Source organism: Pseudomonas khorasanensis, assembly GCF_014268505.2.
In the GTDB taxonomy this organism is placed as follows: domain Bacteria; phylum Pseudomonadota; class Gammaproteobacteria; order Pseudomonadales; family Pseudomonadaceae; genus Aquipseudomonas; species Aquipseudomonas khorasanensis.
In genome coordinates this window covers 372,149-394,261 of record NZ_JABWQP020000004.1, presented here as the reverse complement: position 1 = coordinate 394,261, position 22,113 = coordinate 372,149, and the positions used below count along the sequence as shown (strand labels likewise).

The window sequence follows — 22,113 nt, the reverse complement described above, 5'->3', positions numbered from 1 at the left end:
GAATTCGCCGTCAACCCCTATTTTCACATTTCTGTCATATAGGTCAAAAAACCCCGAAAACACGAAGGCCGACCTATAGAGGTCGGCCTGTTCATACGGCGAGCTTACAAGCTTGGGAACGCGAACTGCGAAGCTTCATGGCTCGCGCGTTGCGGCCAGCGCTGCGTGATCGCTTTGCGACGAGTGTAGAAGCGCACGCCATCCGGGCCGTATGCATGCAGGTCGCCGAACAGCGAACGTTTCCAGCCGCCGAAGCTGTGATATGCCACCGGCACTGGCAGCGGCACGTTGATGCCGACCATGCCGACTTCGATCTCATCGCAGAACAGACGCGCGGCTTCACCATCACGGGTGAAAATGCAGGTGCCGTTGCCATACTCGTGATCGTTGATCAGTTGCATCGCCTCTTCCAGGCTGTTCACCCGTACTACGCACAGCACCGGACCGAAGATCTCTTCTTTATAGATGCGCATCTCTGGGGTGACGTGATCGAACAGGCAGCCACCGAGGAAGAAACCCTCTTCATGTCCGGCCACGCTCAGACCGCGACCGTCGACAACCAACTTCGCGCCCGCGGCGACTCCGTCATCCACATAACCGCTGACCTTGTCGCGCGCCTGACCGGTGACCAGAGGCCCCATGTCCAGACCGCACGAAGTACCGGCACCGATCTTCAGCGCCTTGATCTGTGGGACCAGTTTCGCCACCAGTGCATCCGCGACCTGATCGCCGACACAGACCGCGACCGAAATCGCCATGCAGCGCTCGCCGCAGGAACCATACGCCGCGCCCATCAGTGCGCTCACTGCGTTGTCCAGATCGGCATCCGGCATCAGCACCGCGTGGTTCTTCGCGCCGCCCAGTGCCTGGACGCGTTTGCCGCGCTTGGTGCCTTCGGCGTAAATGTATTCGGCAATCGGCGTTGAACCCACGAAGCTCAGCGCTTTGATTTCAGGTGCTTCGATCAGCGCGTCCACCGCTGTCTTGTCCCCGTGGACAACGCTCATTACGCCTTTTGGCAAACCGGCTTCCAACAGCAATTGAGCAATCAGCAGCGTGGAGCTTGGATCGCGCTCGGACGGCTTGAGGATGAAGCAGTTGCCACAGACGATCGCCAGCGGGTACATCCACAGCGGCACCATCGCCGGGAAGTTGAACGGAGTGATACCGGCAACGATCCCCAACGGCTGGAAGTCAGACCAGGCATCAATATTCGGGCCGACGTTGCGGCTGTACTCGCCTTTAAGGATTTCCGGGGCGGCGCAAGCGAACTCGACGTTCTCGATACCACGCTTCAGCTCGCCGGCGGCATCTTCCAGGGTCTTGCCGTGCTCTTCGCTGATCAGTTGCGAGATGCGCGCTTCGTTCTGTTCCAGCAATTGCTTGAAGCGGAACATCACCTGGGCGCGTTTGGCCGGTGGCGTATTGCGCCAGGCCGGGAACGCAGCCTTGGCGGCATCGATGGCTTTCTGGATGGTCGCCTGGCTGGCCAATGGCAGTTTGTGGATCGCCTGGCCGGTAGACGGGTTGAACACATCCACTGCGCGACCGTTCTCGGTCACCAGTTCGCCATTGATCAAATGCGGAATAACGCTCATCGAACACTCCTGAATTTATGTTCAGCGGCCCCGGTTGAAAGGCGCCTTCTATATATAGGTAGCTTTGTTTGGGAGCCGGTTATCTTTGGCGCTCTTTAGAATGCCTTCGCGAGCAAGCTCGGCTCCCACAGGTTCTGCGTGAAATCAGTCGAGCTTGTTCAGCACTTCGCCGACCGCGTCGAACAGACGATCAAGGTCCTGCGGCTTGCTGTTGAAGGTTGGGCCGAACTGCAGGGTGTCGCCGCCGAAGCGCACGTAGAAACCGGCTTTCCACAGCGTCATGCCCGCTTCGAACGGACGCACGATGGCGTCGCCGTCACGACCGGCAATCTGAATCGCACCGGCCAGGCCATAGTTGCGAATGTCGATAACGTTCTTCGAACCTTTCAGGCCGTGCAGCGCGTTTTCAAAGTGTGGCGCGACTTCAGCGACGCTCTGCACCAGATTTTCCTTTTGCAGCAGGTCGAGTGCTGCCAGGCCTGCAGCACAGGCCACCGGGTGCGCCGAATAGGTGTAGCCGTGGGGGAATTCCACCGCATATTCCGGCGTCGGCTGATTCATGAAGGTCTGGTAGATCTCGGAACTGGCAATCACCGCGCCCATAGGGATGGCGCCGTTGGTGACTTGCTTGGCGATGCACATCAGATCCGGGGTCACGCCGAAGCTGTCGGCGCCGAACATCGATCCGGTGCGGCCGAACCCGGTGATCACTTCGTCAAATACCAGCAGGATGTTGTGCTGATCACAGATCTCGCGCAGACGCTTGAGGTAACCCTGAGGCGGAACCAGTACACCGGCAGACCCGGCCATCGGTTCAACGAACACTGCCGCAATGTTGGAAGCGTCGTGCAGCTCGATCAACTTCAGCAGCTCTTCGGCCAAGGCGACACCGCCCTGCTCCGGCATGCCACGGGAAAAGGCGTTGCTCGCCAACAATGTGTGCGGCAAATGATCGACGTCCATCATCGCCTGACCGAACAGCTTGCGGTTGCCGTTGACCCCGCCAAGGCTGGTGCCGGCGATGTTCACGCCGTGATAACCACGGGCGCGGCCGATCATCTTGGTCTTGGTCGCCTGACCTTTCAGACGCCAGTAGGCACGCACCATTTTCACCGCGGTATCGGCGCACTCGGAACCGGAGTCGGTAAAGAACACGTGGTTCAGATTGCCCGGCGTCAGCTCGGTGATTTTTTCAGCGAGCTGGAACGACAGCGGATGGCCGTACTGAAAGCCCGGCGAGTAATCCAGCGTGCCCAGCTGTTTCGAAACCGCTTCCTGAATTTCCTTGCGAGTGTGCCCGGCGCCGCAGGTCCACAGGCCGGACAACGAGTCATAGATCTTGCGGCCCTTGTCATCGAACAACCAGCTGCCTTCGGCCCCGACGATCAGACGCGGATCGCGCTGAAAGTTGCGGTTGGCGGTGTACGGCATCCAGTGCGCATCCAGCTTCAGTTTACTGGCAAGAGGCGACGGCGCGTTTTCAGGCATGTTCATTGGCAAAACCTCGCAGGGCATAAGCGTCAGGGAGATAGAAAGCGTTGTTGCAGCTAAATTGCCACGGCGATAAAGTCGGTGAAATTCAACTCTTCTAACCTTCAGTTAGATTCGCGCTAAACAAAGAGAATAAAAAATGAGCAGCCGCCGCGCCGATCCGCTGGCCCAGGTCAGTGACTTTGATATCCGCCTGCTGCGGATTTTTCGCAGCGTCGTCGAGTGTGGCGGCTTCTCCGCAGCGGAAACCGTGCTCGGTATCGGGCGCTCGGCGATCAGCCAGCAGATGAGCGATCTGGAACAACGCCTTGGCTTGCGCTTGTGTCAGCGCGGCCGGGCCGGCTTTTCGCTGACTGAAGAAGGTCGCGAGGTCTACCAATCGGCGCTGCAGTTATTAAGTGCGCTGGAAAGTTTCCGAACCGAGGTCAACGGTTTGCACCAACACCTGAGGGGCGAACTGATCATCGGCCTGACCGATAACCTCGTCACCCTGCCCCACATGCGCATCACCCATGCCCTCGCCCAATTGAAGGAACGCGGGCCGGATGTGCAGATCCAGATTCGCATGATTGCGCCGAACGAAGTCGAACAAGGCGTGCTCGATGGCCGGCTGCACGTCGGCGTGGTGCCCCAGGCCACCGCGCTGTCCGGGTTGGAATACCAGCCGTTGTACAGCGAACGGTCATTGTTGTATTGCGCCGTGGGCCATCCGCTTTTTTATGTTGACGACGAACAGCTCGATGACCAACGCCTGGACAGTCAGGACGCCATTGCGCCAACCTTTCGTTTGCCTGCAGACATTCAGGCGCATTACCAGGCACTCAACTGCACGGCCAGCGCGTCCGACCGTGAAGGCATGGCGTTCCTGATTCTGACCGGACGTTACATCGGTTACCTGCCGGATCACTACGCCAGTCTCTGGGTGCAGCAGGGGCGCTTGCGGGCTCTCAAAGCCGGGAGGCGTTTTTATGACTTGAGTCTGGCATCGGTCACGCGCAAGGGCCGGCGCCCCCATTTGGTGCTGGAAAGCTTCCTGGAGAGTCTCGCGGCGACGCGTTGACGACAAAATCAAAAAATCGCAGCGTGCCGCAGCGCCTACAAGAGAGCGGTTTTCATCAGAAAGCTGAGCAACTGGACAGGTTTTTGCAGAGCAGGATCAACTTGATCCTTGAACAAGAAGCCAAATCCATGCAGCCAGATTCCGAGTCGCCCAGTGAACTGATCTACGGCCTTAACGACCGCCCGAAACCGGTCGCCGCCATTCTTGCCGCGCTACAACACGTGCTCGCCAGCTTCGTCGGCATCATCACCCCGCCGCTCGTCATCGGTTCGGCGCTCGGACTGACCGCGCATCTGCCCTACCTGATCAGCATGGCGCTGATGGTCTCGGGCGTCGGCACTTTTATTCAGGCCAGACGGCCGTTCGGCATCGGCGCGGGGATGATCTGCCTGCAAGGCACCAGTTTCGCCTTTCTGGGCGCCGTGCTGTCGGCCGGGTTTCTGGTCAAGCAGCGCGGCGGCAGCCCGGAGGACATTCTGGCGATGATTTTCGGCGTGTGCTTTTTCGGCGCGCTCGTGCAGATCGTCCTCAGCCGTTTCATCGGTCAGTTGCGCAGAGTGGTCACGCCGCTGGTGACCGGGATCGTCATTACCCTGATTGGCGTTAGCCTGATCAAGGTCGGCATTACGGATCTTGGCGGTGGCTTCAATGCCCCGGACTTCGGTGCGCCGGGCAATCTGGCGCTGGGTGTGTTTGTGCTGCTGACCATCATTTTGCTCAACCGCTCGAACACGCCGTGGGTGCGACTGTCGGCGATAATCGTCGGTCTGCTGCTGGGAAGCCTGGCTGCCTGGTTCAGCGGAAAATGGGTGCCGCAGCCATTGCCTGATTTACCGCTGGTGAGTCTTCCCACACCTTTCAAGTTCGGTTTCAGCTTCGACTGGACGGCTTTCCTGCCAGTCGCGCTGATTTATCTGATCAGCACCATCGAAACCGTCGGCGACCTCACCGCCAATTGCATGCTCGCCCGCCAGCCCATCAGCGGCCCTTCTTATATAAGCCGTTTGCGCGGCGGTGTGCTGGGCGACGGCGTCAGTTGCATGATTGCCGCCACATTCAGTGCGTTCCCCAACACCACGTTTGCGCAGAACAACGGAGTGATCCAGTTGACCGGCGTGGCCAGCCGCTACGTCGGGCTGTACATCGGCGCGATCCTGTTTTGTCTGGGCCTGTTTCCCATGATCGGCGCCGTGCTGCAGCAGATCCCCAAACCGGTGCTCGGAGGCGCGACATTGGTGATGTTCGGGGCCGTGGCTGCGGCCGGCATACGCATTCTCGCGCAGTCGCCGCTGGACCGACGCAGCATGCTGATCATCGCCACCTCCTTCGGCGTCGGCCTGGGTATTGCTGCGCAACCGAACCTGCTGCATCTGATGCCGACACTGGTGCAGAACCTGTTCGACTCGGCGATCACCAGCGGCGGCCTGACGGCGGTCATGCTTTGCCTGCTGTTGCCGGAAGGCAAAACCGCAACGACTCAGAGCCCTGCGCCACTGAACAAGATCGAACAGGCGTAACGGTTTTATCGCGCAAGGTCTTGTCGGATGACTGTGGGTGCGCTATCAACGCAACTGGTTGCACCCACAGACAATCCCGGAAGTGCCTATGACCTTTGAAGTCCCAGCCCATGGCGGCAAACCCGCCAGCCGAATTCGTCAGAAGAACGAAGAGACCATCCTCAAAGCCGCCGAAGACGAGTTTGCCCGTCACGGGTACAAAGGCACCAGCATGAACACCATCGCCCAGAAGGCTGGGTTGCCCAAGGCGAACCTGCATTACTATTTCACCAACAAACTCGGTTTGTACGTGGCGGTGCTGAGCAACATCATTGAGTTGTGGGACAGCACCTTCAACACTCTTACCGCCGAGGATGATCCGGCCGAGGCGCTGACCCGCTACATCCGCGCGAAGATGGAATTCTCCCGGCGCCAGCCACAGGCCTCGCGGATCTTCGCAATGGAAGTGATCAGCGGCGGCGAATGCCTGAGCGAATACTTCAACCAGGATTATCGCGCCTGGTTCACCGGCCGGGCGGCGGTGTTTCAGGCGTGGATTGATGCAGGCAAAATGGACCCGATCGATCCGGTGCACCTGATCTTCCTGCTGTGGGGCAGCACCCAGCACTATGCCGACTTCGCCACGCAGATCTGCCGCGTGACCGGGCGCAGCAAGCTGACCAAACAGGACATCGAAGACGCTGGCAACAACCTGATCCGCATCATCCTCAAAGGCTGCGGCCTCACTCCTTCTCTATAAGACGTTTTATGCCTTTCACCCTCAGCGGTTTTTGCGAGTACCGCGAAGAGATTCGCAAAAGCCGCTTTATCACCCTGGCGACGCCGATCGGCAGCCCCGCCGACGCCCAGGCATTTTTCGAGCAGCACAGCGATTTGAATGCCACGCACAATTGCTGGGCGTGGAAGTTCGGCGCGCAATATCGCAGCAGTGACGACGGCGAGCCGGGCGGTACAGCCGGGCGCCCCATTCTGGCGGCGATCGAAGCGCAGGACTGCGATCAGGTCGCGGTGCTGGTGATCCGCTGGTACGGCGGCATTCAACTGGGCACCGGCGGTCTGGCCCGGGCGTATGGCGGCGGTGCGAACAAGTGCCTGCAAGCGGCGGAAAAAATCGAGCTGATCAGCCGCGTGCCGCTGAGCTGCGCTTGTGGATTCGCCGAATTGGCGTTGGTGAAGTTGCGCGTGGCGGATCTCGGTGGATTGGTGACGGAGGAAAACTTCACTGCCAATGGGGTTGAGTTGAAATTGGCGGTGGGGGAAGCGCAGATTGAAGTACTGCAGAGTCAGTTGGCGGATTTGAGCCGTGGGCGGATTTTATTGCAGCGTTAAACTCAGGATCAAAAGATCGTCCGAAGGCTGCGATCTTTTAGGGCATCACGCGCGTTTCTTATTACCGGGAGTTGCCCACATCCGCTGTGCACCCGACTGTGGATAACCTGAGTACATACCGCTGTAACCCTTCTGTCATGCGGCTTAGCGAGATTTGATCATTTTTCGTTCAATTGATCCGACGAAATACGAATCCGACGGAAAAACAGACACTTAGCCGCGGTTATCACCTTTAGAAGAAAGCACAGCAGTGCTTATGCCCGGCGCCACCGCTTGCGCACAGTTACTGTGGAATAACCTGTGGATAACCCGTTTATGACCGGCTCAGTGGCTGGATCCATCTAGGCCGCGCGCGATTGCTCGTTTTTTAACCAATTGGGGGTGAACGAAACTGGAGCCTGATCAGCAGCTTTGCGCTGAACTGGTGCTCGATTGTGGAATGAGCCAGGCGCTGTCGCTCTGCAATCCACGTTAGCGGGCATGGCTGGCGCGCGTTCCTGACTCGATGGCCAGGAAATTGCTTTATCCACAGGCACAACTCCAAGTCAGTCGAGCCTGTCATGTCCATCGCTCCTTCCCCGCCGCGCCTGCAGCTGCACCAGATCAGCAAGCGCTACCCCGGTTGCCTCGCCAACGACGCCATCGACTTGAGCATCGCGCCGGGAGAAATCCACGCGCTGCTCGGTGAGAACGGTGCGGGTAAAAGCACGCTGATGAAAATCATCTACGGTGTCATTCAGGCCGAGGCTGGCGAACTGCTCTGGCAGGGCCAGCGGGTGAATATCCGCAATCCGGCGCAGGCGAGGCAATTGGGCATCGGCATGGTGTTCCAGCATTTCTCGTTGTTTGAAACCCTCAGCGTGGCGCAGAACATCGCGCTGGCGATGGGCGCGGCGGCCGGCACGCCGAAGCAACTGGAGCCGAAGATTCGTGAAGTGTCGCAGCGCTATGGCATGGCGCTGGAACCCGAACGACTTGTCCACAGCCTGTCGATCGGCGAGCGGCAACGGGTGGAAATCATTCGTTGCCTGATGCAGGACATTCGCCTGCTGATACTCGACGAGCCGACCTCGGTGCTGACGCCGCAAGAGGCCAACGAGTTGTTCATCACGCTGCGGCGTCTCGCCGACGAGGGTTGCAGCATCCTGTTTATCAGCCACAAGCTTGGTGAAGTGCGCGCCTTGTGCCACAGCGCCACGGTGCTGCGCGGCGGCCGGGTTGCCGGGCATTGCGTGCCCGCCGAATGCTCGGATCAACAACTGGCGCAGTTGATGGTCGGCGAAGCGGCGGCATTGATTGGCGAGTATCCGAAGGTCAGCGGTGGCGCGGCTTTTTTGCGGGTGAAGGGCTTGTGCTGGCACAACCCGGACCCGTTTGGCTGCTCGCTGCACGACATCAATGTGCAGGTGCGCAGCGGTGAAATCGTCGGCATCGCCGGGGTCGCGGGCAACGGGCAGGATGAGTTGCTCGCCCTGCTCAGCGGCGAGCGGACGCTGCCGCGCGAACAAGCGGCGACGATACGATTCGCTGAGCAACACGTTGCGAATTTACGCCCGGATGCAAGACGCAAACTGGGCCTGGCGTTCGTCCCGGCCGAGCGTCTCGGCCACGGCGCGGTGCCGGAGTTGAGTCTCGCCGACAACGCTCTGCTCACCGCTTTCCAACAGGGGCTGGTCAGTCACGGTTTGATTGAACGTGGCAAAGTCGAAGCCCTCGCCCGACAGATCATCCAGCGCTTCGGCGTGAAAACCCCGGACACACAAACAGCCGCCCGCAGCCTGTCCGGCGGCAATTTGCAGAAATTCATTCTCGGCCGGGAAATCCTCCAGCAACCCAAACTGCTGATCGCCGCGCACCCGACATGGGGTGTCGATGTCGGCGCCGCCGCGACCATCCACCGGGCCTTGATCGCTCTGCGCGATGCGGGCGCGGCGATTCTGGTGATGTCTGAAGACCTGGATGAGTTGTTCCAGATCAGCGACCGCCTCGGCGCGCTGTGCAACGGACGGCTGGCGGCACTGCACGACACCGGCGATACGCAACTGAGCGATGTCGGCGCGTGGATGGCCGGCCAGTTCGATCACTCACCTTGCGCCGCCACGGTTTAACGGAGTTTCCCTCATGCTGCTTTCTCTCGAATCCCGTGGCCAGCCATCGCGCCTGATGCTCTGGTGTTCACCTTTATTGGCGGCGGCGTTGACCCTCGGGTGCGGCTCGCTGCTGTTCATTGCCCTGGGCCACGATCCGCTGAACACCTTGCACACGCTGTTGATCGCGCCCGTCAGCGATCTGTATGGGGTCTCTGAATTACTCGTCAAAGCGCTGCCAATTCTGCTCTGCGCGCTCGGTCTGGCCGTGGCCTATCAGGCGCGGATATGGAACATCGGCGCTGAAGGCCAACTGCTGTTGGGCGCGCTGGCCGGCAGCGCCTTGGCGGTGAACATTATCGGTATGCAAAGCCGCTGGGCGCTGGTGTTGATTCTGTTGACCGGCACGCTGGCGGGCGCCGCGTGGGCCGGACTGACGGCGTGGTTGCGCACGCGTTTCAACGCCAACGAAATCCTCACCAGCATCATGCTCAATTACGTGGCGCTGAACCTGCTGCTGTTCTGCGTGCACGGGCCGTTGAAGGATCCGGCCGGTTTCAACTTTCCCGAGTCGGCGATGTTCGGCGACGCCAGTCGGCTGCCACTGCTGCTGGAGGATGGCCGTGTGCACGCCGGGGTGTATTTCGCCCTGCTCGCGCTGGTCGCGGTGTGGGTGTTGTTGCAGAAAAGCTTTATCGGTTTCCAGATCAAAGTGCTGGGCCTGGACAAGCGTGCGGCGGGGTTTGTCGGCTTTCGCGAGAAGCGCCTGATCTGGCTCGCGCTGTTGGTCAGCGGCGGGTTGGCGGGGCTGGCCGGGGTCTGCGAAGTGACCGGGCCGATCGGCCAACTGGTTCCGCAGGTGTCACCGGGCTATGGCTACGCGGCGATCACGGTGGCGTTTCTCGGACGCTTGAATCCGATAGGCATTCTGTTTTCCAGCCTGTTGATGGCGCTGCTGTACATCGGTGGCGAGAGCGCGCAGTTGTCGCTCAATCTGCCGCAGGCGATTACCCAGTTATTCCAGGGGATGATGCTGTTTTTCCTGCTCGCCTGTGACGTGCTGATTCTCTATCGGCCACGCCTGAAACAGCGCTGGACACGGCGCGCCTCAACCCCTGCCGTAACTGCCGGAGCGCTGTGATGGATATCGATCTGTTGAGCAATATTTTCTACGCCATGGTCCGCTGCGGCACGCCGCTGTTGCTGGTGGCGCTGGGTGAACTGGTTTGCGAAAAGAGTGGCGTCCTCAATCTCGGCCAGGAAGGCATGATGTTGTTTGGCGCGGTGATCGGTTTTATCGTCGCCCTCAACAGCGGCAACCTGTGGCTGGGCGTGTTGCTGGCGATGCTCGCGGGGATGCTGCTGTCGGCTTTGTTTGCCTTGGTCGCGTTGGTGTTCAACGCCAATCAAGTGGCCACCGGACTGGCCCTGACCATTTTTGGCGTGGGCCTGTCGACCTTCGTCGGTGCCGCCTGGGTGGGCAAACCGCTGGCGGGTTTCGAGCCGCTGGTGATTCCCTTTTTGAGTGACATTCCATTGATCGGCCGAATGCTGTTTGCTCAGGATTTACTCGTGTACCTGTCGTTCGTGCTGTTCGCGCTGGTGGCGTGGGTGATCGTCAAAAGTCGCGTCGGTTTGATCATTCAAGCGGTCGGCGAGAACCCGGACGCGGCCAGTGCGATGGGCTTGCCGGTACTGACCGTACGAACACTGGCGGTATTGTTTGGCGGGGCAATGGCCGGATTGGCCGGGGCGTACCTGTCGCTGGCGTACACGCCGATGTGGGCAGAGAACATGACCGCCGGACGGGGCTGGATCGCCTTGGCGCTGGTGGTGTTTGCCAGTTGGCGTGTGTGGCGATTGCTGCTGGGGGCGTATCTGTTTGGCCTCGCCAGCATCCTGCACCTGGTGGCGCAAGGTCTGGGCCTGGCGATTCCTTCGAGCCTGCTGGCGATGCTGCCGTATGTCGCGACGATTGTGGTGCTGGTGTTGTTGTCGCGCGATGCCGTGCGTACACGATTGTATGCCCCAGTGTCGTTGGGGCAGCCTTGGCAATCTGGACATTAAGAGGTGAATTCACTGGCCTCTTCGTCAGCAAGCTCGCTCCCACAGTTGACCAAGTTCACTCAGTTCCCCTGTGGGAGCTTGCTCGCGAAAGCGTCCGCACAGGCAACACTGAACCACATCAAACAATCTTGAGAGTTTCAGGAAGCAAGCACGGCAAGGGCTGGGGTATGCTCCGGTCGCTGCCTCTTTTGCGCCGGACGTTGCAACTCCGTCTCGGTCAGGCGTGTCCATTGAATCCTGAACGCTGACTTTCAAGGAAACCCATCATGTCTCAGGCAAAAAACGCGCTGATCATCGGCGCCTCCCGTGGTTTGGGCCTCGGTCTGGTGAAAACCCTGCTGGCCGACGGCTGGCAAGTGACCGCGACCGTGCGCAATCCGCAAAACGCCGAGGCCCTGCAAGCGCTCGGCAACGTGCGCGTCGAAAAGCTCGATATGGATGACCAGCAAGCGGTCATCGCGCTGAGTCAGCAGCTAAAGGGCGAAACCTTCGATCTGCTGTTCGTCAATGCAGGCGTCAAAGGCCCGGACGTACAGACGCCGGGTGGCGCTACGCTGGCTGAAGTCGGCAAGCTGTTTTTCACCAACGCGGTCGCGCCGATCAATCTGGCGCAACGTTTCGTCGGGCAGATCCGCGACGGCAGCGGCGTGCTGGCGTTCATGAGTTCGGTGCTTGGCAGCGTGACCATGCCGGACGCGCCGGAACTGGCGCTGTACAAGGCGAGCAAGGCGGCACTCAATTCGATGACCAACAGCTTTGTCACGCAATTGGGTGAGCAGAAACTGACCGTGTTGTCGCTGCATCCGGGCTGGGTAAAAACGGACATGGGCGGTGAAGGCGCCGATATCGATGTGGAAACCAGCACCCGCGGGCTGATCGACCAGGTGAACGCGTTTTCCGGCAAGGGCGGGCATCACTTCGTCAATTACAAGGGTGAAACGATTCCCTGGTAAGCACACAAATCCTGTGGGAGCCGGGCTTGCCCGCGATGACGGAGTTCCAGTCACCACATAAGGTGGCTGATTCGACGCAATCGCTGGCAAGCCAGCTCCCACAGGGATGAACGGTGTCCGGTCGGGTGGCGCTTGCCCGGCGCTGCGATTTGCTTGAAACTGCGCGCCTCGTCCTTCGCGGCGACCCTGGATCAGCAGACAGGGCAACACTGAGCTGGCAACCCTGAACCCAACTTTCAGAGGAGCCGGCCACAATGCCTGCGACCCGTACCTGGTTAAAAAACCCCCTCGCCATTTTCACGGCCAACGCGCTCGACGCCCGTGGCGGTCTGGTGCTGCAAGACGGTGTGATCGTCGAAGTGCTCGCTGCCGGCCAACAGCCTTCGGCGCCGTGCAGGGAAGTGTTCGACGCCCGCGAACATGTGATCCTGCCGGGCCTGATCAACACCCACCATCATTTCTATCAAACCCTGACACGCGCCTGGGCGCCGGTGGTCAATCAGCCGCTGTTTCCGTGGCTGAAAACCCTCTACCCGGTATGGGCACGTCTGACACCTGAAAAACTTGCCCTCGCAAGCAAAGTAGCGTTGGCCGAATTGCTGCTCTCGGGCTGCACCACTGCCGCCGACCATCACTATCTGTTCCCGGACGGTCTGGAAAACGCCATCGACGTGCAGGTCGAAAGCGTCCGCGAACTGGGCATGCGCGCCATGCTCACTCGCGGTTCAATGAGCCTCGGCGAGAAGGACGGCGGGTTGCCACCGCAACAAACGGTGCAAGAAGGTCAGGTGATTCTGGACGACAGTCAGCGGCTGATTCACGAATACCACGAGCGTGGCGACGGCGCGCAAATCCAGATTGCCCTGGCGCCGTGCTCGCCGTTTTCGGTGACGCCTGAAATCATGTCGGCCAGCGCCGAACTGGCCAACAAGCTCGACGTGCGTTTGCACACGCATCTGGCCGAAACCCTCGATGAAGAAGATTTCTGCCTGCAGCGTTTCGGCCTGCGCACCGTCGATTACCTGGACAGCGTCGGCTGGCTCGGCCCGCGCACTTGGCTGGCGCACGGCATTCATTTCAACCCCGACGAAATCACCCGCCTCGGCCAGGCCGGGACGGGCATCTGCCATTGCCCGAGCTCGAACATGCGTCTGGCGTCGGGCATCTGCCCGAGCATCGACCTCACCGACGCCGGTGCGTTGTTCGGTCTCGGTGTTGACGGTTCGGCCTCCAACGATGCCTCGAACATGATCCTCGAAGCACGTCAGGCGCTGTACATCCAGCGCCTGCGTTATGGCGCCGAAAAGATCACCCCGGAGCGCGTACTGGGTTGGGCCACCAAGGGCTCGGCGAGCCTGCTGGGACGTACCGACATCGGCGAAATCGCTGTAGGCAAGCAGGCGGATCTGGCGTTGTTCAAACTCGATGAGCTGCGTTTTTCCGGCAGCCATGACCCGATTTCCGCGTTGCTGTTGTGCGGTGCCGATCGCGCTGACCGAGTGATGATTGGCGGCAAGTGGCGTGTGGTTGATGGCCAGGTTGAAGGGTTGGACCTGAAAGGTCTGATCGCCGATCACAGCCAGGCGGCTCGGCAGTTGGTCGCCGGTACCTGATCCGATCATTAATCCCTGTGGGAGCGGGCTTGCCCGCGATGGGGGTGTGTCAGGTACATATATGGTTTCTGACATACCGCAATCGCGGGCAAGCCCGCTCCCACAGGTTTTTCAGCGTCCCTATAGGCCCAGCAAGGACAGCATGATGAAGGTTGCAAACAGCACAAAGTGAGTCATGCCCTCGATCGCATTGGTCTCGCCGTCATTGAGGTTGATGGCGCTGACGATCAAGGTGATGAAGATCATCACTGTCTGCACCGGCGTCATCGCCATCTGGAAGGGCTGGCCGGTGTACAGCGCCATCGCTTCCATCACCGGCACAGTCAGGATCACCGTCGACAGTGACGCCCCCATCGCAATATTGACCACCGATTGCATGCGGTTGGCCAATGCCGCCCGCAACGCCGTCAAAATCTCCGGCGCTGCCGAAATCGCCGCGACCAGAATCGCTGTGATCACCGGCGGCGCGCCCGTGCCTTCCAGACCCAGATCGAGGGTCTTGGACATGACCTCGGCCAGCGCGCCGATGATCACCACCCCCGACACCAGAATGCCGATCGACAGCGCCAGGCTGACCGGTTTCGGCTCCTGTTCCACCGGTTCTTTCTTGCGCCGTTTGTCCGGGTAGCTGTAGCTGAAGAAGTAACTGTGCGGACCGACCTGCATGCGCAGGAACAGCGCATACAGCACCACCATCGCGCCGATGGTGAACGCCGAATACAACTTCCAGTTAGCCTCGGGAATGAATTCGGGGACCACCATCGACACGCCCATTGCGGTAAGAATCATCACGCTGTAGCTGCGCGCCGAATTGTCGTTGTAAGACTGTTCGCCGTGTTTGATCCCGCCCATCAGCGCGGCGAGGCCGAGGATGCCATTGATATCGAGCATGACCGCAGAGTAAATCGTGTCGCGCACCAGCGTGGCCGAGGCTTCGTTGCTCATCATGATCGCCAGGATCACCACCTCGACCAGCACCGCGGACAGCGTGAGGATCATCGTGCCGTAAGGATCGCCGACCTTTTCGGCGAGCAGTTCGGCGTGATGGGCAACGCGCATCGAGGCGGCGACGATGAACGCGATCAGCACCAGACCGCCGATTAACGCAACGATCTGTCCGCTGTGCAGCAGCCAGTGCTCCAGTGGGTAAGCGAAGCACGCGGCCAGAACTGCCAGCAGCAGAAAGCTTTCTTGTTTGAGAATCGAGAACATGGCGGGCCTTTGCCGAAAAGAGCTGATGAAGCTACTGACTGCCAGGCGGCGCTAACGTTTCGTTACATCTTGGCGCACCAAGCGATGGCAGTTGATTTCAGCCATGCACTTTATTGGCCTTGCCGGCCTCTTCGCGAGCAGGCTCGCTCCCACAGGTAACCGTATTTCATGTGGGAGCGAGCCTGCTCGCGAAGGCCGCGCTGCGGTTCCGGATTGTTTGTTGTCCTGTTGGTCAGCAATTTGCATTGGCCCTGAGCACACACAACAAAAGGAGTTCGCGTTCATGCCAATACGCCCGCTGCACAAACTGCTGTATGCCACCATCGGTCTGGGAGTCAGCCTGAGCGCCAGCGCTGCCGACCCGCTGAAAGTCGGTTTCGTCTACATCGGCCCGATCGGCGACCATGGCTGGACGTATCAGCATGAACAGGGGCGCAAGGCGCTGGCGGAAAAATTCGGTGAGCAGATCACCACCCGCCATGTCGAAAACGTCGCCGAAGGCGCAGACGCCGAACGGGTGATCCGCAACATGGCCAAGGACAAGTACGACCTGATCTTCACCACGTCCTTCGGCTACATGAACCCTACGCTGAAAGTCGCCAAACAATTTCCCAAGGTGACCTTCGAACACGCCACCGGCTACAAGCAGGACAAGAACCTGGGCACCTATCTGGCGCGGACCTACGAGGGTCGCTACGTGGGCGGCTTCCTCGCGGCGAAGATGACCAAGAGCAAGAAGATCGGCTACGTCGCCTCGTTTCCGATCCCTGAAGTCATCCGCGACATCAACGCCATCCAACTTGCCCTGAACAAGTACAACCCCGGCACCGAGATCAAAGTGGTATGGGTCAATTCCTGGTTCGACCCGGGCAAGGAAGCCGATGCCGCCAACGCGTTGATCGATCAGGGCGTTGACGTGGTGTTCCAGCACACCGACAGCCCGGCGCCGATCCAGGCTGCCGAACGTCGCGGTGTGTATGCCGTGGGTTACGCGTCCGACATGGCGCATTTCGGGCCGAAAGCCGTACTGACATCGATCGTCAATGACTGGGCGCCGCACTACATTCAGGCGACACAGGGCGTGATCGACCACACCTGGAAGTCGCAGGATTACTGGGGCGGGCTGAAGGAAGGCACGGTGCAACTGCCGATCAGCGAACTGGTGCCGGCACCGATAAAAGCAGAAGCCGAGCAACTGATTGCGGACATCAAGAGCGGTGCACTGCAGACGTTTACCGGGCCGATCAAGGATCAGGCCGGTGTGGAAAAAATACCGGCAGGCGCGAGCGCAACCAACGCGGAACTGGCCTCGATGAATTATTACGTCGAGGGCATGAAGGCTGAGATGCCTAAGTAATCCCGTCGCATCACACAAAACCCTGTGGGAGCGAGCCTGCTCGCGAAGGCGTTGGGTCAGTCACCGCTAAGTTGTCTGATACACCGCTTTCGCGAGCAGGCTCGCTCCCACAGTTGGATCTTTAGGGAATTCAAGGATTGTGTATGAATCAGCTTCCCGTCATCGACATCAGCCCGCTCTACAACAACGACGAAACCGCCTGGCCCGCCGTCGCCGAACAGATCGACCAGGCCTGTCGCGAGTGGGGCTTTTTCTATATCAAGGGCCATCCTGTTTCTGCGCAACGTATCGATGCGCTGCTTGATCAGGCCAGACGATTTTTCGCCCTACCGGCTGCGGAAAAACTCAGGATCGACATCACACAGACGCGCCACCACCGCGGCTACGGTGCGATTGCCACCGAGCAACTCGACCCGGACAAACCCAGCGACCTGAAAGAGACCTTCGATATGGGCCTGCATCTGCCGGCCGAACACCCCGAGGTGCTGGCGGGCAAACCATTGCGCGGGCCGAATCGCCACCCGATACAGCCCGGGTGGGAAGCCCTGATGGAGCAGCATTACCTCGACATGCAGGCGCTGGCACAAACGCTGCTGCGGGCGATGACGATTGCACTGGGCATCGAACGCGATTTTTTCGACACACGCTTTGTCGAGCCCGTCAGCGTGTTGCGCCTGATTCATTACCCGCCGCGTCACGCCGCCAGTTCCGTCGAACAGCAAGGCGCCGGTGCGCACACCGATTACGGCTGTATCACCCTGCTCTATCAGGACAGCGCTGGCGGTCTGCAGGTAAGGAACGTCAGCGGTGAATGGATCGACGCGCCACCCATTGACGGCACCTTCGTGGTCAACCTTGGCGACATGATGGCGCGCTGGAGCAATGATCGTTATCGCTCCACACCGCATCGGGTGATCAGCCCGCTCGGTATCGACCGCTATTCGATGCCGTTCTTCGCCGAACCGCACCCGGACACGCTTATCGAATGCCTGCCCGGTTGTCGGGACCCGATGCATCCGGCGAAATATCCGACGACCACTTGTGCTGAATTCCTGCTGTCACGCTTCGCCGACACTTACGCCTATCGACGCGAGCAAGAACCGGTTTGATGGATCGCTTGATCAGGTTTTGCCAATTGTTGCGATCAGCCTCTGTAGAATGCCGGCATTGCACCTGATGAGAAAAGACTATGTACGACTGGCTCAACGCCCTGCCCAAAGCCGAACTGCACCTGCATCTGGAAGGTTCGCTGGAGCCTGAACTGCTGTTCGCCCTGGCCGAACGCAACAAGATCGCCCTGCCGTGGAGTGACGTCGAGACCCTGCGCAAGGCTTACGCCTTCAACAACCTGCAGGAGTTTCTCGACTTGTATTACCAGGGCGCCGACGTCTTGCGCACCTCGCAGGATTTCTACGACCTGACCTGGGCTTACCTGCTGCGCTGCAAGGCACAGAACGTGATCCACACCGAACCGTTCTTCGACCCGCAGACCCACACCGATCGCGGCATCCCGTTCGAAGTGGTGCTCAACGGCATCGCAGCGGCACTCAAGGATGGCGAGACGCAACTGGGCATCAGCAGCGGTTTGATCCTCAGCTTCCTGCGTCATCTGAGCGAAGATGAAGCACAGAAAACCCTTGATCAGGCATTGCCGTTCCGCGACGCGTTTGTGGCGGTCGGTCTGGACAGTTCCGAAATGGGCCATCCACCGAGCAAGTTCAAGCGCGTCTTCGACCGTGCCCGTGACGAGGGTTTCCTGACCGTCGCTCACGCCGGCGAAGAAGGCCCGCCGGAGTACATCTGGGAAGCCATCGATCTGTTGAAAATCCAGCGCATCGACCATGGCGTGCGCGCCATTGAAGACGAGCGCCTGATGCAGCGGATCATCGACGAGCAGATCCCGCTGACCGTTTGCCCGCTGTCGAACACCAAGCTTTGCGTGTTCGATCACATGTCGCAGCACAACATCCTGGACATGCTCGAGCGCGGCGTGAAGGTCACGGTGAATTCCGACGACCCGGCGTATTTCGGCGGTTACGTGACCGAGAACTTCCATGCACTGCACGAACATTTGGGCATGACCCAGGATCAGGCCCGACGCTTGGCGCAGAACAGCCTGGATGCGCGCTTGGTAAAACCATAAGCCTCACCGCATGATCAAATGTGGGAGCGAGCCTGCTCGCGAAGAGGGTGTATCAGGCAACACTTCGTTGAATGAGAAACCGCTTTCGCGAGCAGGCTCGCTCTCACCTTACATCGGTGTCGACTCAGTAAGCTCCTCCAGCGTTTTCCCCCGCGTCTCCATCCCGAACAGCCACACCACCCCCGCCGCAATCGCAAAGCACGCCGCGCCCAGCGCGAACACTCCGCCCTGCCCGGTTATCGGGAACACCAATCCGGTCACCAATGGCCCGAGCAACGAGCCGACGCGGCCGATGGCCGAGGCAAAGCCCGAGCCGGTTGCCCGCGCCGAAGTCGGATACAGCTCCGGCGTGTAGGTGTAGAGCACCGCCCACATGCCGAACAGAAAGAACTGCATCAACAAGCCGGTGCCGATCAACAGCGCCACGTTGCCACCGAACACCGCGCTTTGCCCATACAGAAATGCCATAACCCCGCCGCCAAGCAACGTCACGATGCACACGGGTTTTCGCCCCCAACGCTCGACCAGCCACGCGGCCATGAGGAATCCCGGAATCCCGCCGAGCGAGATCAGCACCGTGTAATACACCGACTGCGTCACGGCGAAGCCCGACTGCTGCAACAGCGCGCTCAGCCATGAGGTCAGCCCGTAAAAACCCAGAAGTGCGAAGAACCACAGGCTCCAGATCATCGTCGTGCGCTGGCGAAACTGCGGCGACCAGATCTGCTTGAGCGCTGAAAAGAAATGGCCTGGCGGCGTTACGGTGCGTGGCAAACGAATAGGTTCCGGCAGCGCTGCACCGCCCAGCGAAGCACGTACACGCGCTTCGATGCCGTTCAATACTGTGTCCGCCGCGTCGTCGCGCCCGGCCTGTTCCAGCCAACGCGGTGATTCAGGAATGAAAAAGCGGATCGCCAGCACGAATACCGCCGGCACCGCCAACACCAGAAAGATGTCGCGCCAGCCAATCAGCGGCAGCAGGAAATACGACAGCACGCCTGCCGCGACAAAACCCAGCGGCCAGAAGCCGTCCATCAGGGCGATGTAACGCCCGCGCCGTTGCGCCGGAATCAGCTCGGACAGCATCGATTGCGCGATGGGAAACTCCATGCCCATGCCGATTCCCAGCAGGATGCGGAACAGTGTCAGTGTTTCCACCGTTTGCGCCGTCGAACACAGGTAACTGGCCACGCCCCATAGCACAATGCTCCATTGAAACACCGGTTTGCGCCCGAACCGGTCGGCGAGCATGCCCGACAACGACGCCCCCAGCACCATGCCGAAGAAGCTTGAGCTGGCGAGCAGCCCGGCCTGCGCACTGCTCAGGCCGAACTCGGCTTTGATCGAACCGAGCAGGAAAGTCATCATCGCCAGATCCATGGAATCGAAGAAAAACGCCAGGGCGATGATGATGAAAATGACGCGGTGATAGCCACTGATCGGCAGCCTTTCCAGGCGTTCTGCCGCACTAAAGCGTTGAGTGTTCATGTTGTGCTTCCCCATCCGAAAAATCCCCGGATCGAGTGTGCGTGATGGTCATTCAGAGGTCGTACTGGATGCGACCTGCTCACAGTCGTAGACGACGTTGCCCTTCAGTCCATCGCAGAGCAGCGCTCTAGAACGCTGTTTCCAGCTCGGTTTCCTTGGCAAAGCGATGGATTTCGCGCTGGCCGGTGGCCGTCAACTGCAAGGCCCGCGAATCGTTGGGCAACGTCAGCCAGCCGGACTGCATGAACAGTTGCAGCAGTGCCGCACCCAGTGAGCCGCCCATGTGCGGACGTCGCTCGCTCCAGTCCGGGCAGGCGCAGGCGACCTCCACGTTACGGTGCGCCAAAGCCTGAATGAACACGCCGCGCCGGGCCAGTTGCGTGGAGCCCTTGTGCGTGACCACGACGCGCTGCTCAAGCTGTTCGATCCAGCCGGCATCAAGCAGGCGTTGATACAGGTCGGCCGCCAGTGTTCCGCCCAGGTGATCGTTGCAGAACCGTGCGCGCAGCAGCGAAGACGGCGCGGCCTGCGGCCTGACCAAGGGCGTGGTGCGTTTTAGCGCCGCCGGAACTTGCAGTGGCGCACTGGCAATGGTGGCACTGGCCAGAGCCTCGATCGCGGCGCCGACTTCCGGTGCCGCCAGACGAAAGAAACGTTTACGGCCACGAATTTCGACATTCAACAAACCACCCGCGGACAGCCGCCCCAGATGAGCACTGGCCGACGACGGCGAAAGCCCGGCCAATAGCGCCAACTCTTCGGCTTGCCGGGCCGAACCATCCATCAACGCCCACATCATCGCGCTGCGCTTGGGGTCGGCCAGCAATGTAGCGATCTGGCTGATGCAAGGTGCATGTTCCATATGTTCACTCCTGTTGAATCGTATCGTCTACCGCTCGGAGACATCTTGGCCGTAAATCGGCCATCGGCCAACACGCGAAAATCGCCCTGAATCGGGGCAAGGCAAGCCACCGATACAAGCTGCTCCGGCATAGAACCTGGCAGCAGACGTTGCAACCGTCACCGAAAGCCGGCAACGCATTACGGCGTCTGAGCGCCGGGTATCCGTGAAGGCATGAGGCGGGCGCTAGTATAAGCGGGATAAGCCGGACGTCCTGCGCCTAGCCCTGCGAAGGTGGTGATTGTTCCTGACAGAAATTTCTCTATTTACCCGCGACTAATGATCACCTTTCAGGAAACCGGGAAATTGACTACCCAATTCAGCGCATCGGCTGGCGAGCATATCCCTCAGCAGGTTTACCGGCTTACTCAATTGAGCGCGATGGGCGCACAACAGATTCAGCGGAGCGCGCTCGCACAGTAGTTCTGGCATCAGCACCTTCAGGCGCCCGGCCAGCACATCGGTGCCGACGTCGAGCCAGGATTTATAGGCGATTCCGGCGCCGGCCAGTGCCCATAACCGAACGACATCGGCGTCGTCGCTGAAACGGTCGCCGCTGACGGTCAGGCTGACTTCACGTTTGCCGTCATGAAAACTCCAGTGGTCATGAACCCGGCTGCCGAGCATGTACAAAAGGCAGTTGTGCTGGGCCAGTTGCTCGAGCTGACGAGGCTCGCCTTGCCGCGCCAGATAGTCGGGCGAGGCGCACAACACGCGGCGGTTCTGCGGCGCGATGGGCAAGGCGATCAGGCTGGAATCTTCCGGTTCGCCATAGCGCAAGGCGATGTCCACCGGTTGCCGGAACAGGTCGGCAATGCGATCGCCCAGCAGCAGGCGCACCGTCAGTTTCGGATGCTCGCGCTGAAACGCGTCGAGCCACGGCAACAGCAGGTTGCGACCGAAGTCCGAGGGCGCCGACAGCTGCAAAATCCCGCTGACCTGATCCTGACCGCTGGCGAGCAGACGTCGGCCTTCATCGAGCTGGCTCAAAGCGGCGCGAGCGTATTCCAGAAAGCCTTCGCCCTCGGCGGTCAGGCGCAGGCTGCGGGTCGAACGCGCCAGCAGACGCGCGCCGAGTTGCTGCTCAATGCGCTTCAACGCCGCACTGGCCACGGCGGCAGACATGTCCATCACCCGCGCCGCCGCCGACAGACTGCCCAGGTCCGCCGCCCGGACAAACAACTGCAAGTCATCGAAACGCAGCATTTCAGGCACCGATTATCAAAAAAATATTGAAAGAGACTGCTCTTTTAGCTGGTTTTATCGCGCAGAGAAATAGCCAATGATGGGTTCCATC

General features: G+C 60.1%; 18 protein-coding genes. 12 read left to right on the top strand and 6 right to left on the bottom strand.

The features are described from left to right. Positions 1 to 104: 104 nt before the first annotated feature. Positions 105 to 1,598 carry a CoA-acylating methylmalonate-semialdehyde dehydrogenase gene (locus HU727_RS13225; RefSeq protein ID WP_186531505.1) on the bottom strand — a complete coding sequence of 498 codons (1,494 nt, stop codon included), beginning with the start codon at positions 1,596 to 1,598 and terminating at the stop codon, positions 105 to 107. 144 nt (positions 1,599 to 1,742) lie between these two features. Beyond that, a complete protein-coding gene (aptA, locus tag HU727_RS13220; protein ID WP_186531507.1) occupies positions 1,743 to 3,092 on the bottom strand; it encodes an omega-aminotransferase AptA in 1,350 nt (449 codons plus the stop codon). Between the two features lie 136 nt (positions 3,093 to 3,228). Between aptA and HU727_RS13215 the strand changes: the two genes are divergently transcribed. The 9 genes from HU727_RS13215 to HU727_RS13175 all read left to right on the top strand — a co-directional run bounded on the left by HU727_RS13215 (position 3,229) and on the right by HU727_RS13175 (position 13,715). Beyond that, a complete protein-coding gene (locus HU727_RS13215) occupies positions 3,229 to 4,149 on the top strand; it encodes a LysR family transcriptional regulator (RefSeq protein ID WP_186531508.1) in 921 nt (306 codons plus the stop codon). 128 nt (positions 4,150 to 4,277) lie between these two features. Next, positions 4,278 to 5,666 (top strand): uracil-xanthine permease family protein, encoded by a 1,389-nt coding sequence (locus tag HU727_RS13210; RefSeq protein ID WP_186531509.1) that lies wholly within the window; start codon positions 4,278 to 4,280, stop codon positions 5,664 to 5,666. 88 nt (positions 5,667 to 5,754) lie between these two features. Next, on the top strand, positions 5,755 to 6,405 hold the full coding sequence (locus tag HU727_RS13205; RefSeq protein WP_186531510.1) for a TetR/AcrR family transcriptional regulator: 651 nt from the start codon (positions 5,755 to 5,757) through the stop codon (positions 6,403 to 6,405). 8 nt (positions 6,406 to 6,413) lie between these two features. Then, a complete protein-coding gene (locus tag HU727_RS13200) occupies positions 6,414 to 6,995 on the top strand; it encodes an IMPACT family protein (RefSeq protein WP_186531511.1) in 582 nt (193 codons plus the stop codon). A gap of 560 nt (positions 6,996 to 7,555) precedes the next feature. Further along, complete coding sequence (locus HU727_RS13195) at positions 7,556 to 9,103, top strand: ABC transporter ATP-binding protein (RefSeq protein ID WP_186531512.1); 1,548 nt, start codon at positions 7,556 to 7,558, stop codon at positions 9,101 to 9,103. Between the two features lie 13 nt (positions 9,104 to 9,116). Further along, entirely contained in the window at positions 9,117 to 10,223 is a 1,107-nt protein-coding gene (locus HU727_RS13190; protein WP_186531513.1) for an ABC transporter permease, read from the top strand. Then, positions 10,223 to 11,149 (top strand): ABC transporter permease, encoded by a 927-nt coding sequence (locus tag HU727_RS13185; RefSeq protein ID WP_186531515.1) that lies wholly within the window; start codon positions 10,223 to 10,225, stop codon positions 11,147 to 11,149. Before HU727_RS13190 ends, HU727_RS13185 begins: the two co-directional genes overlap by 1 nt. A 266-nt stretch (positions 11,150 to 11,415) precedes the next feature. Continuing rightward, on the top strand, positions 11,416 to 12,102 hold the full coding sequence (locus HU727_RS13180; protein ID WP_186531517.1) for an SDR family oxidoreductase: 687 nt from the start codon (positions 11,416 to 11,418) through the stop codon (positions 12,100 to 12,102). A gap of 254 nt (positions 12,103 to 12,356) precedes the next feature. Beyond that, positions 12,357 to 13,715, top strand: coding sequence for an 8-oxoguanine deaminase (locus tag HU727_RS13175; protein ID WP_186531519.1), 1,359 nt, complete (start codon positions 12,357 to 12,359; stop codon positions 13,713 to 13,715). A gap of 120 nt (positions 13,716 to 13,835) precedes the next feature. Here HU727_RS13175 and HU727_RS13170 read toward each other — a convergent pair whose 3' ends face one another. Next, positions 13,836 to 14,927 (bottom strand): calcium:cation antiporter, encoded by a 1,092-nt coding sequence (locus HU727_RS13170; protein WP_186531521.1) that lies wholly within the window; start codon positions 14,925 to 14,927, stop codon positions 13,836 to 13,838. A gap of 283 nt (positions 14,928 to 15,210) precedes the next feature. On the opposite strand from HU727_RS13170, the gene HU727_RS13165 reads away from it, so the two are divergent. The 3 genes from HU727_RS13165 to HU727_RS13155 all read left to right on the top strand — a co-directional run bounded on the left by HU727_RS13165 (position 15,211) and on the right by HU727_RS13155 (position 18,427). Next, the gene (locus tag HU727_RS13165; protein ID WP_186531523.1) at positions 15,211 to 16,284 is read left to right on the top strand and encodes a BMP family ABC transporter substrate-binding protein; all 1,074 of its coding nucleotides are present in this window, start codon (positions 15,211 to 15,213) and stop codon (positions 16,282 to 16,284) included. Between the two features lie 143 nt (positions 16,285 to 16,427). Continuing rightward, on the top strand, positions 16,428 to 17,393 hold the full coding sequence (locus tag HU727_RS13160) for a 2-oxoglutarate and iron-dependent oxygenase domain-containing protein (protein ID WP_186531525.1): 966 nt from the start codon (positions 16,428 to 16,430) through the stop codon (positions 17,391 to 17,393). 80 nt (positions 17,394 to 17,473) lie between these two features. After that, positions 17,474 to 18,427 (top strand): adenosine deaminase, encoded by a 954-nt coding sequence (locus HU727_RS13155; RefSeq protein WP_065615564.1) that lies wholly within the window; start codon positions 17,474 to 17,476, stop codon positions 18,425 to 18,427. 108 nt (positions 18,428 to 18,535) lie between these two features. Here HU727_RS13155 and HU727_RS13150 read toward each other — a convergent pair whose 3' ends face one another. The 3 genes from HU727_RS13150 to vimR form a co-directional block, all read right to left on the bottom strand. Beyond that, the gene (locus HU727_RS13150; protein ID WP_186531527.1) at positions 18,536 to 19,915 is read right to left on the bottom strand and encodes an MFS transporter; all 1,380 of its coding nucleotides are present in this window, start codon (positions 19,913 to 19,915) and stop codon (positions 18,536 to 18,538) included. Positions 19,916 to 20,042: 127 nt separating this feature from the next. Continuing rightward, entirely contained in the window at positions 20,043 to 20,777 is a 735-nt protein-coding gene (locus HU727_RS13145) for an ArsR/SmtB family transcription factor (protein WP_186531529.1), read from the bottom strand. 315 nt (positions 20,778 to 21,092) lie between these two features. Beyond that, positions 21,093 to 22,022 carry a transcription regulator VimR gene (gene vimR, locus HU727_RS13140; protein ID WP_186531530.1) on the bottom strand — a complete coding sequence of 310 codons (930 nt, stop codon included), beginning with the start codon at positions 22,020 to 22,022 and terminating at the stop codon, positions 21,093 to 21,095. Positions 22,023 to 22,113: the final 91 nt, after the last annotated feature.

Excerpts from the sequence above, each read along its gene's own strand:
- HU727_RS13175 (WP_186531519.1), top strand. The coding sequence starts at position 12,357 with ATGCCTGCGACCCGTACCTGGTTAAAAAACCCCCTCGCCATTTTCACG.
- HU727_RS13215 (WP_186531508.1), top strand. The coding sequence starts at position 3,229 with ATGAGCAGCCGCCGCGCCGATCCGCTGGCCCAGGTCAGTGACTTTGAT.
- vimR (WP_186531530.1), bottom strand. The coding sequence starts at position 22,022 with ATGCTGCGTTTCGATGACTTGCAGTTGTTTGTCCGGGCGGCGGACCTG.
- HU727_RS13145 (WP_186531529.1), bottom strand. The coding sequence starts at position 20,777 with ATGGAACATGCACCTTGCATCAGCCAGATCGCTACATTGCTGGCCGAC.
- HU727_RS13165 (WP_186531523.1), top strand. The coding sequence starts at position 15,211 with ATGCCAATACGCCCGCTGCACAAACTGCTGTATGCCACCATCGGTCTG.
- HU727_RS13190 (WP_186531513.1), top strand. The coding sequence starts at position 9,117 with ATGCTGCTTTCTCTCGAATCCCGTGGCCAGCCATCGCGCCTGATGCTC.
- HU727_RS13185 (WP_186531515.1), top strand. The coding sequence starts at position 10,223 with ATGGATATCGATCTGTTGAGCAATATTTTCTACGCCATGGTCCGCTGC.
- HU727_RS13210 (WP_186531509.1), top strand. The coding sequence starts at position 4,278 with ATGCAGCCAGATTCCGAGTCGCCCAGTGAACTGATCTACGGCCTTAAC.
- HU727_RS13180 (WP_186531517.1), top strand. The coding sequence starts at position 11,416 with ATGTCTCAGGCAAAAAACGCGCTGATCATCGGCGCCTCCCGTGGTTTG.
- HU727_RS13160 (WP_186531525.1), top strand. The coding sequence starts at position 16,428 with ATGAATCAGCTTCCCGTCATCGACATCAGCCCGCTCTACAACAACGAC.
- HU727_RS13205 (WP_186531510.1), top strand. The coding sequence starts at position 5,755 with ATGACCTTTGAAGTCCCAGCCCATGGCGGCAAACCCGCCAGCCGAATT.
- HU727_RS13170 (WP_186531521.1), bottom strand. The coding sequence starts at position 14,927 with ATGTTCTCGATTCTCAAACAAGAAAGCTTTCTGCTGCTGGCAGTTCTG.
- HU727_RS13195 (WP_186531512.1), top strand. The coding sequence starts at position 7,556 with ATGTCCATCGCTCCTTCCCCGCCGCGCCTGCAGCTGCACCAGATCAGC.
- HU727_RS13150 (WP_186531527.1), bottom strand. The coding sequence starts at position 19,915 with ATGAACACTCAACGCTTTAGTGCGGCAGAACGCCTGGAAAGGCTGCCG.
- HU727_RS13155 (WP_065615564.1), top strand. The coding sequence starts at position 17,474 with ATGTACGACTGGCTCAACGCCCTGCCCAAAGCCGAACTGCACCTGCAT.
- aptA (WP_186531507.1), bottom strand. The coding sequence starts at position 3,092 with ATGAACATGCCTGAAAACGCGCCGTCGCCTCTTGCCAGTAAACTGAAG.
- HU727_RS13225 (WP_186531505.1), bottom strand. The coding sequence starts at position 1,598 with ATGAGCGTTATTCCGCATTTGATCAATGGCGAACTGGTGACCGAGAAC.
- HU727_RS13200 (WP_186531511.1), top strand. The coding sequence starts at position 6,414 with ATGCCTTTCACCCTCAGCGGTTTTTGCGAGTACCGCGAAGAGATTCGC.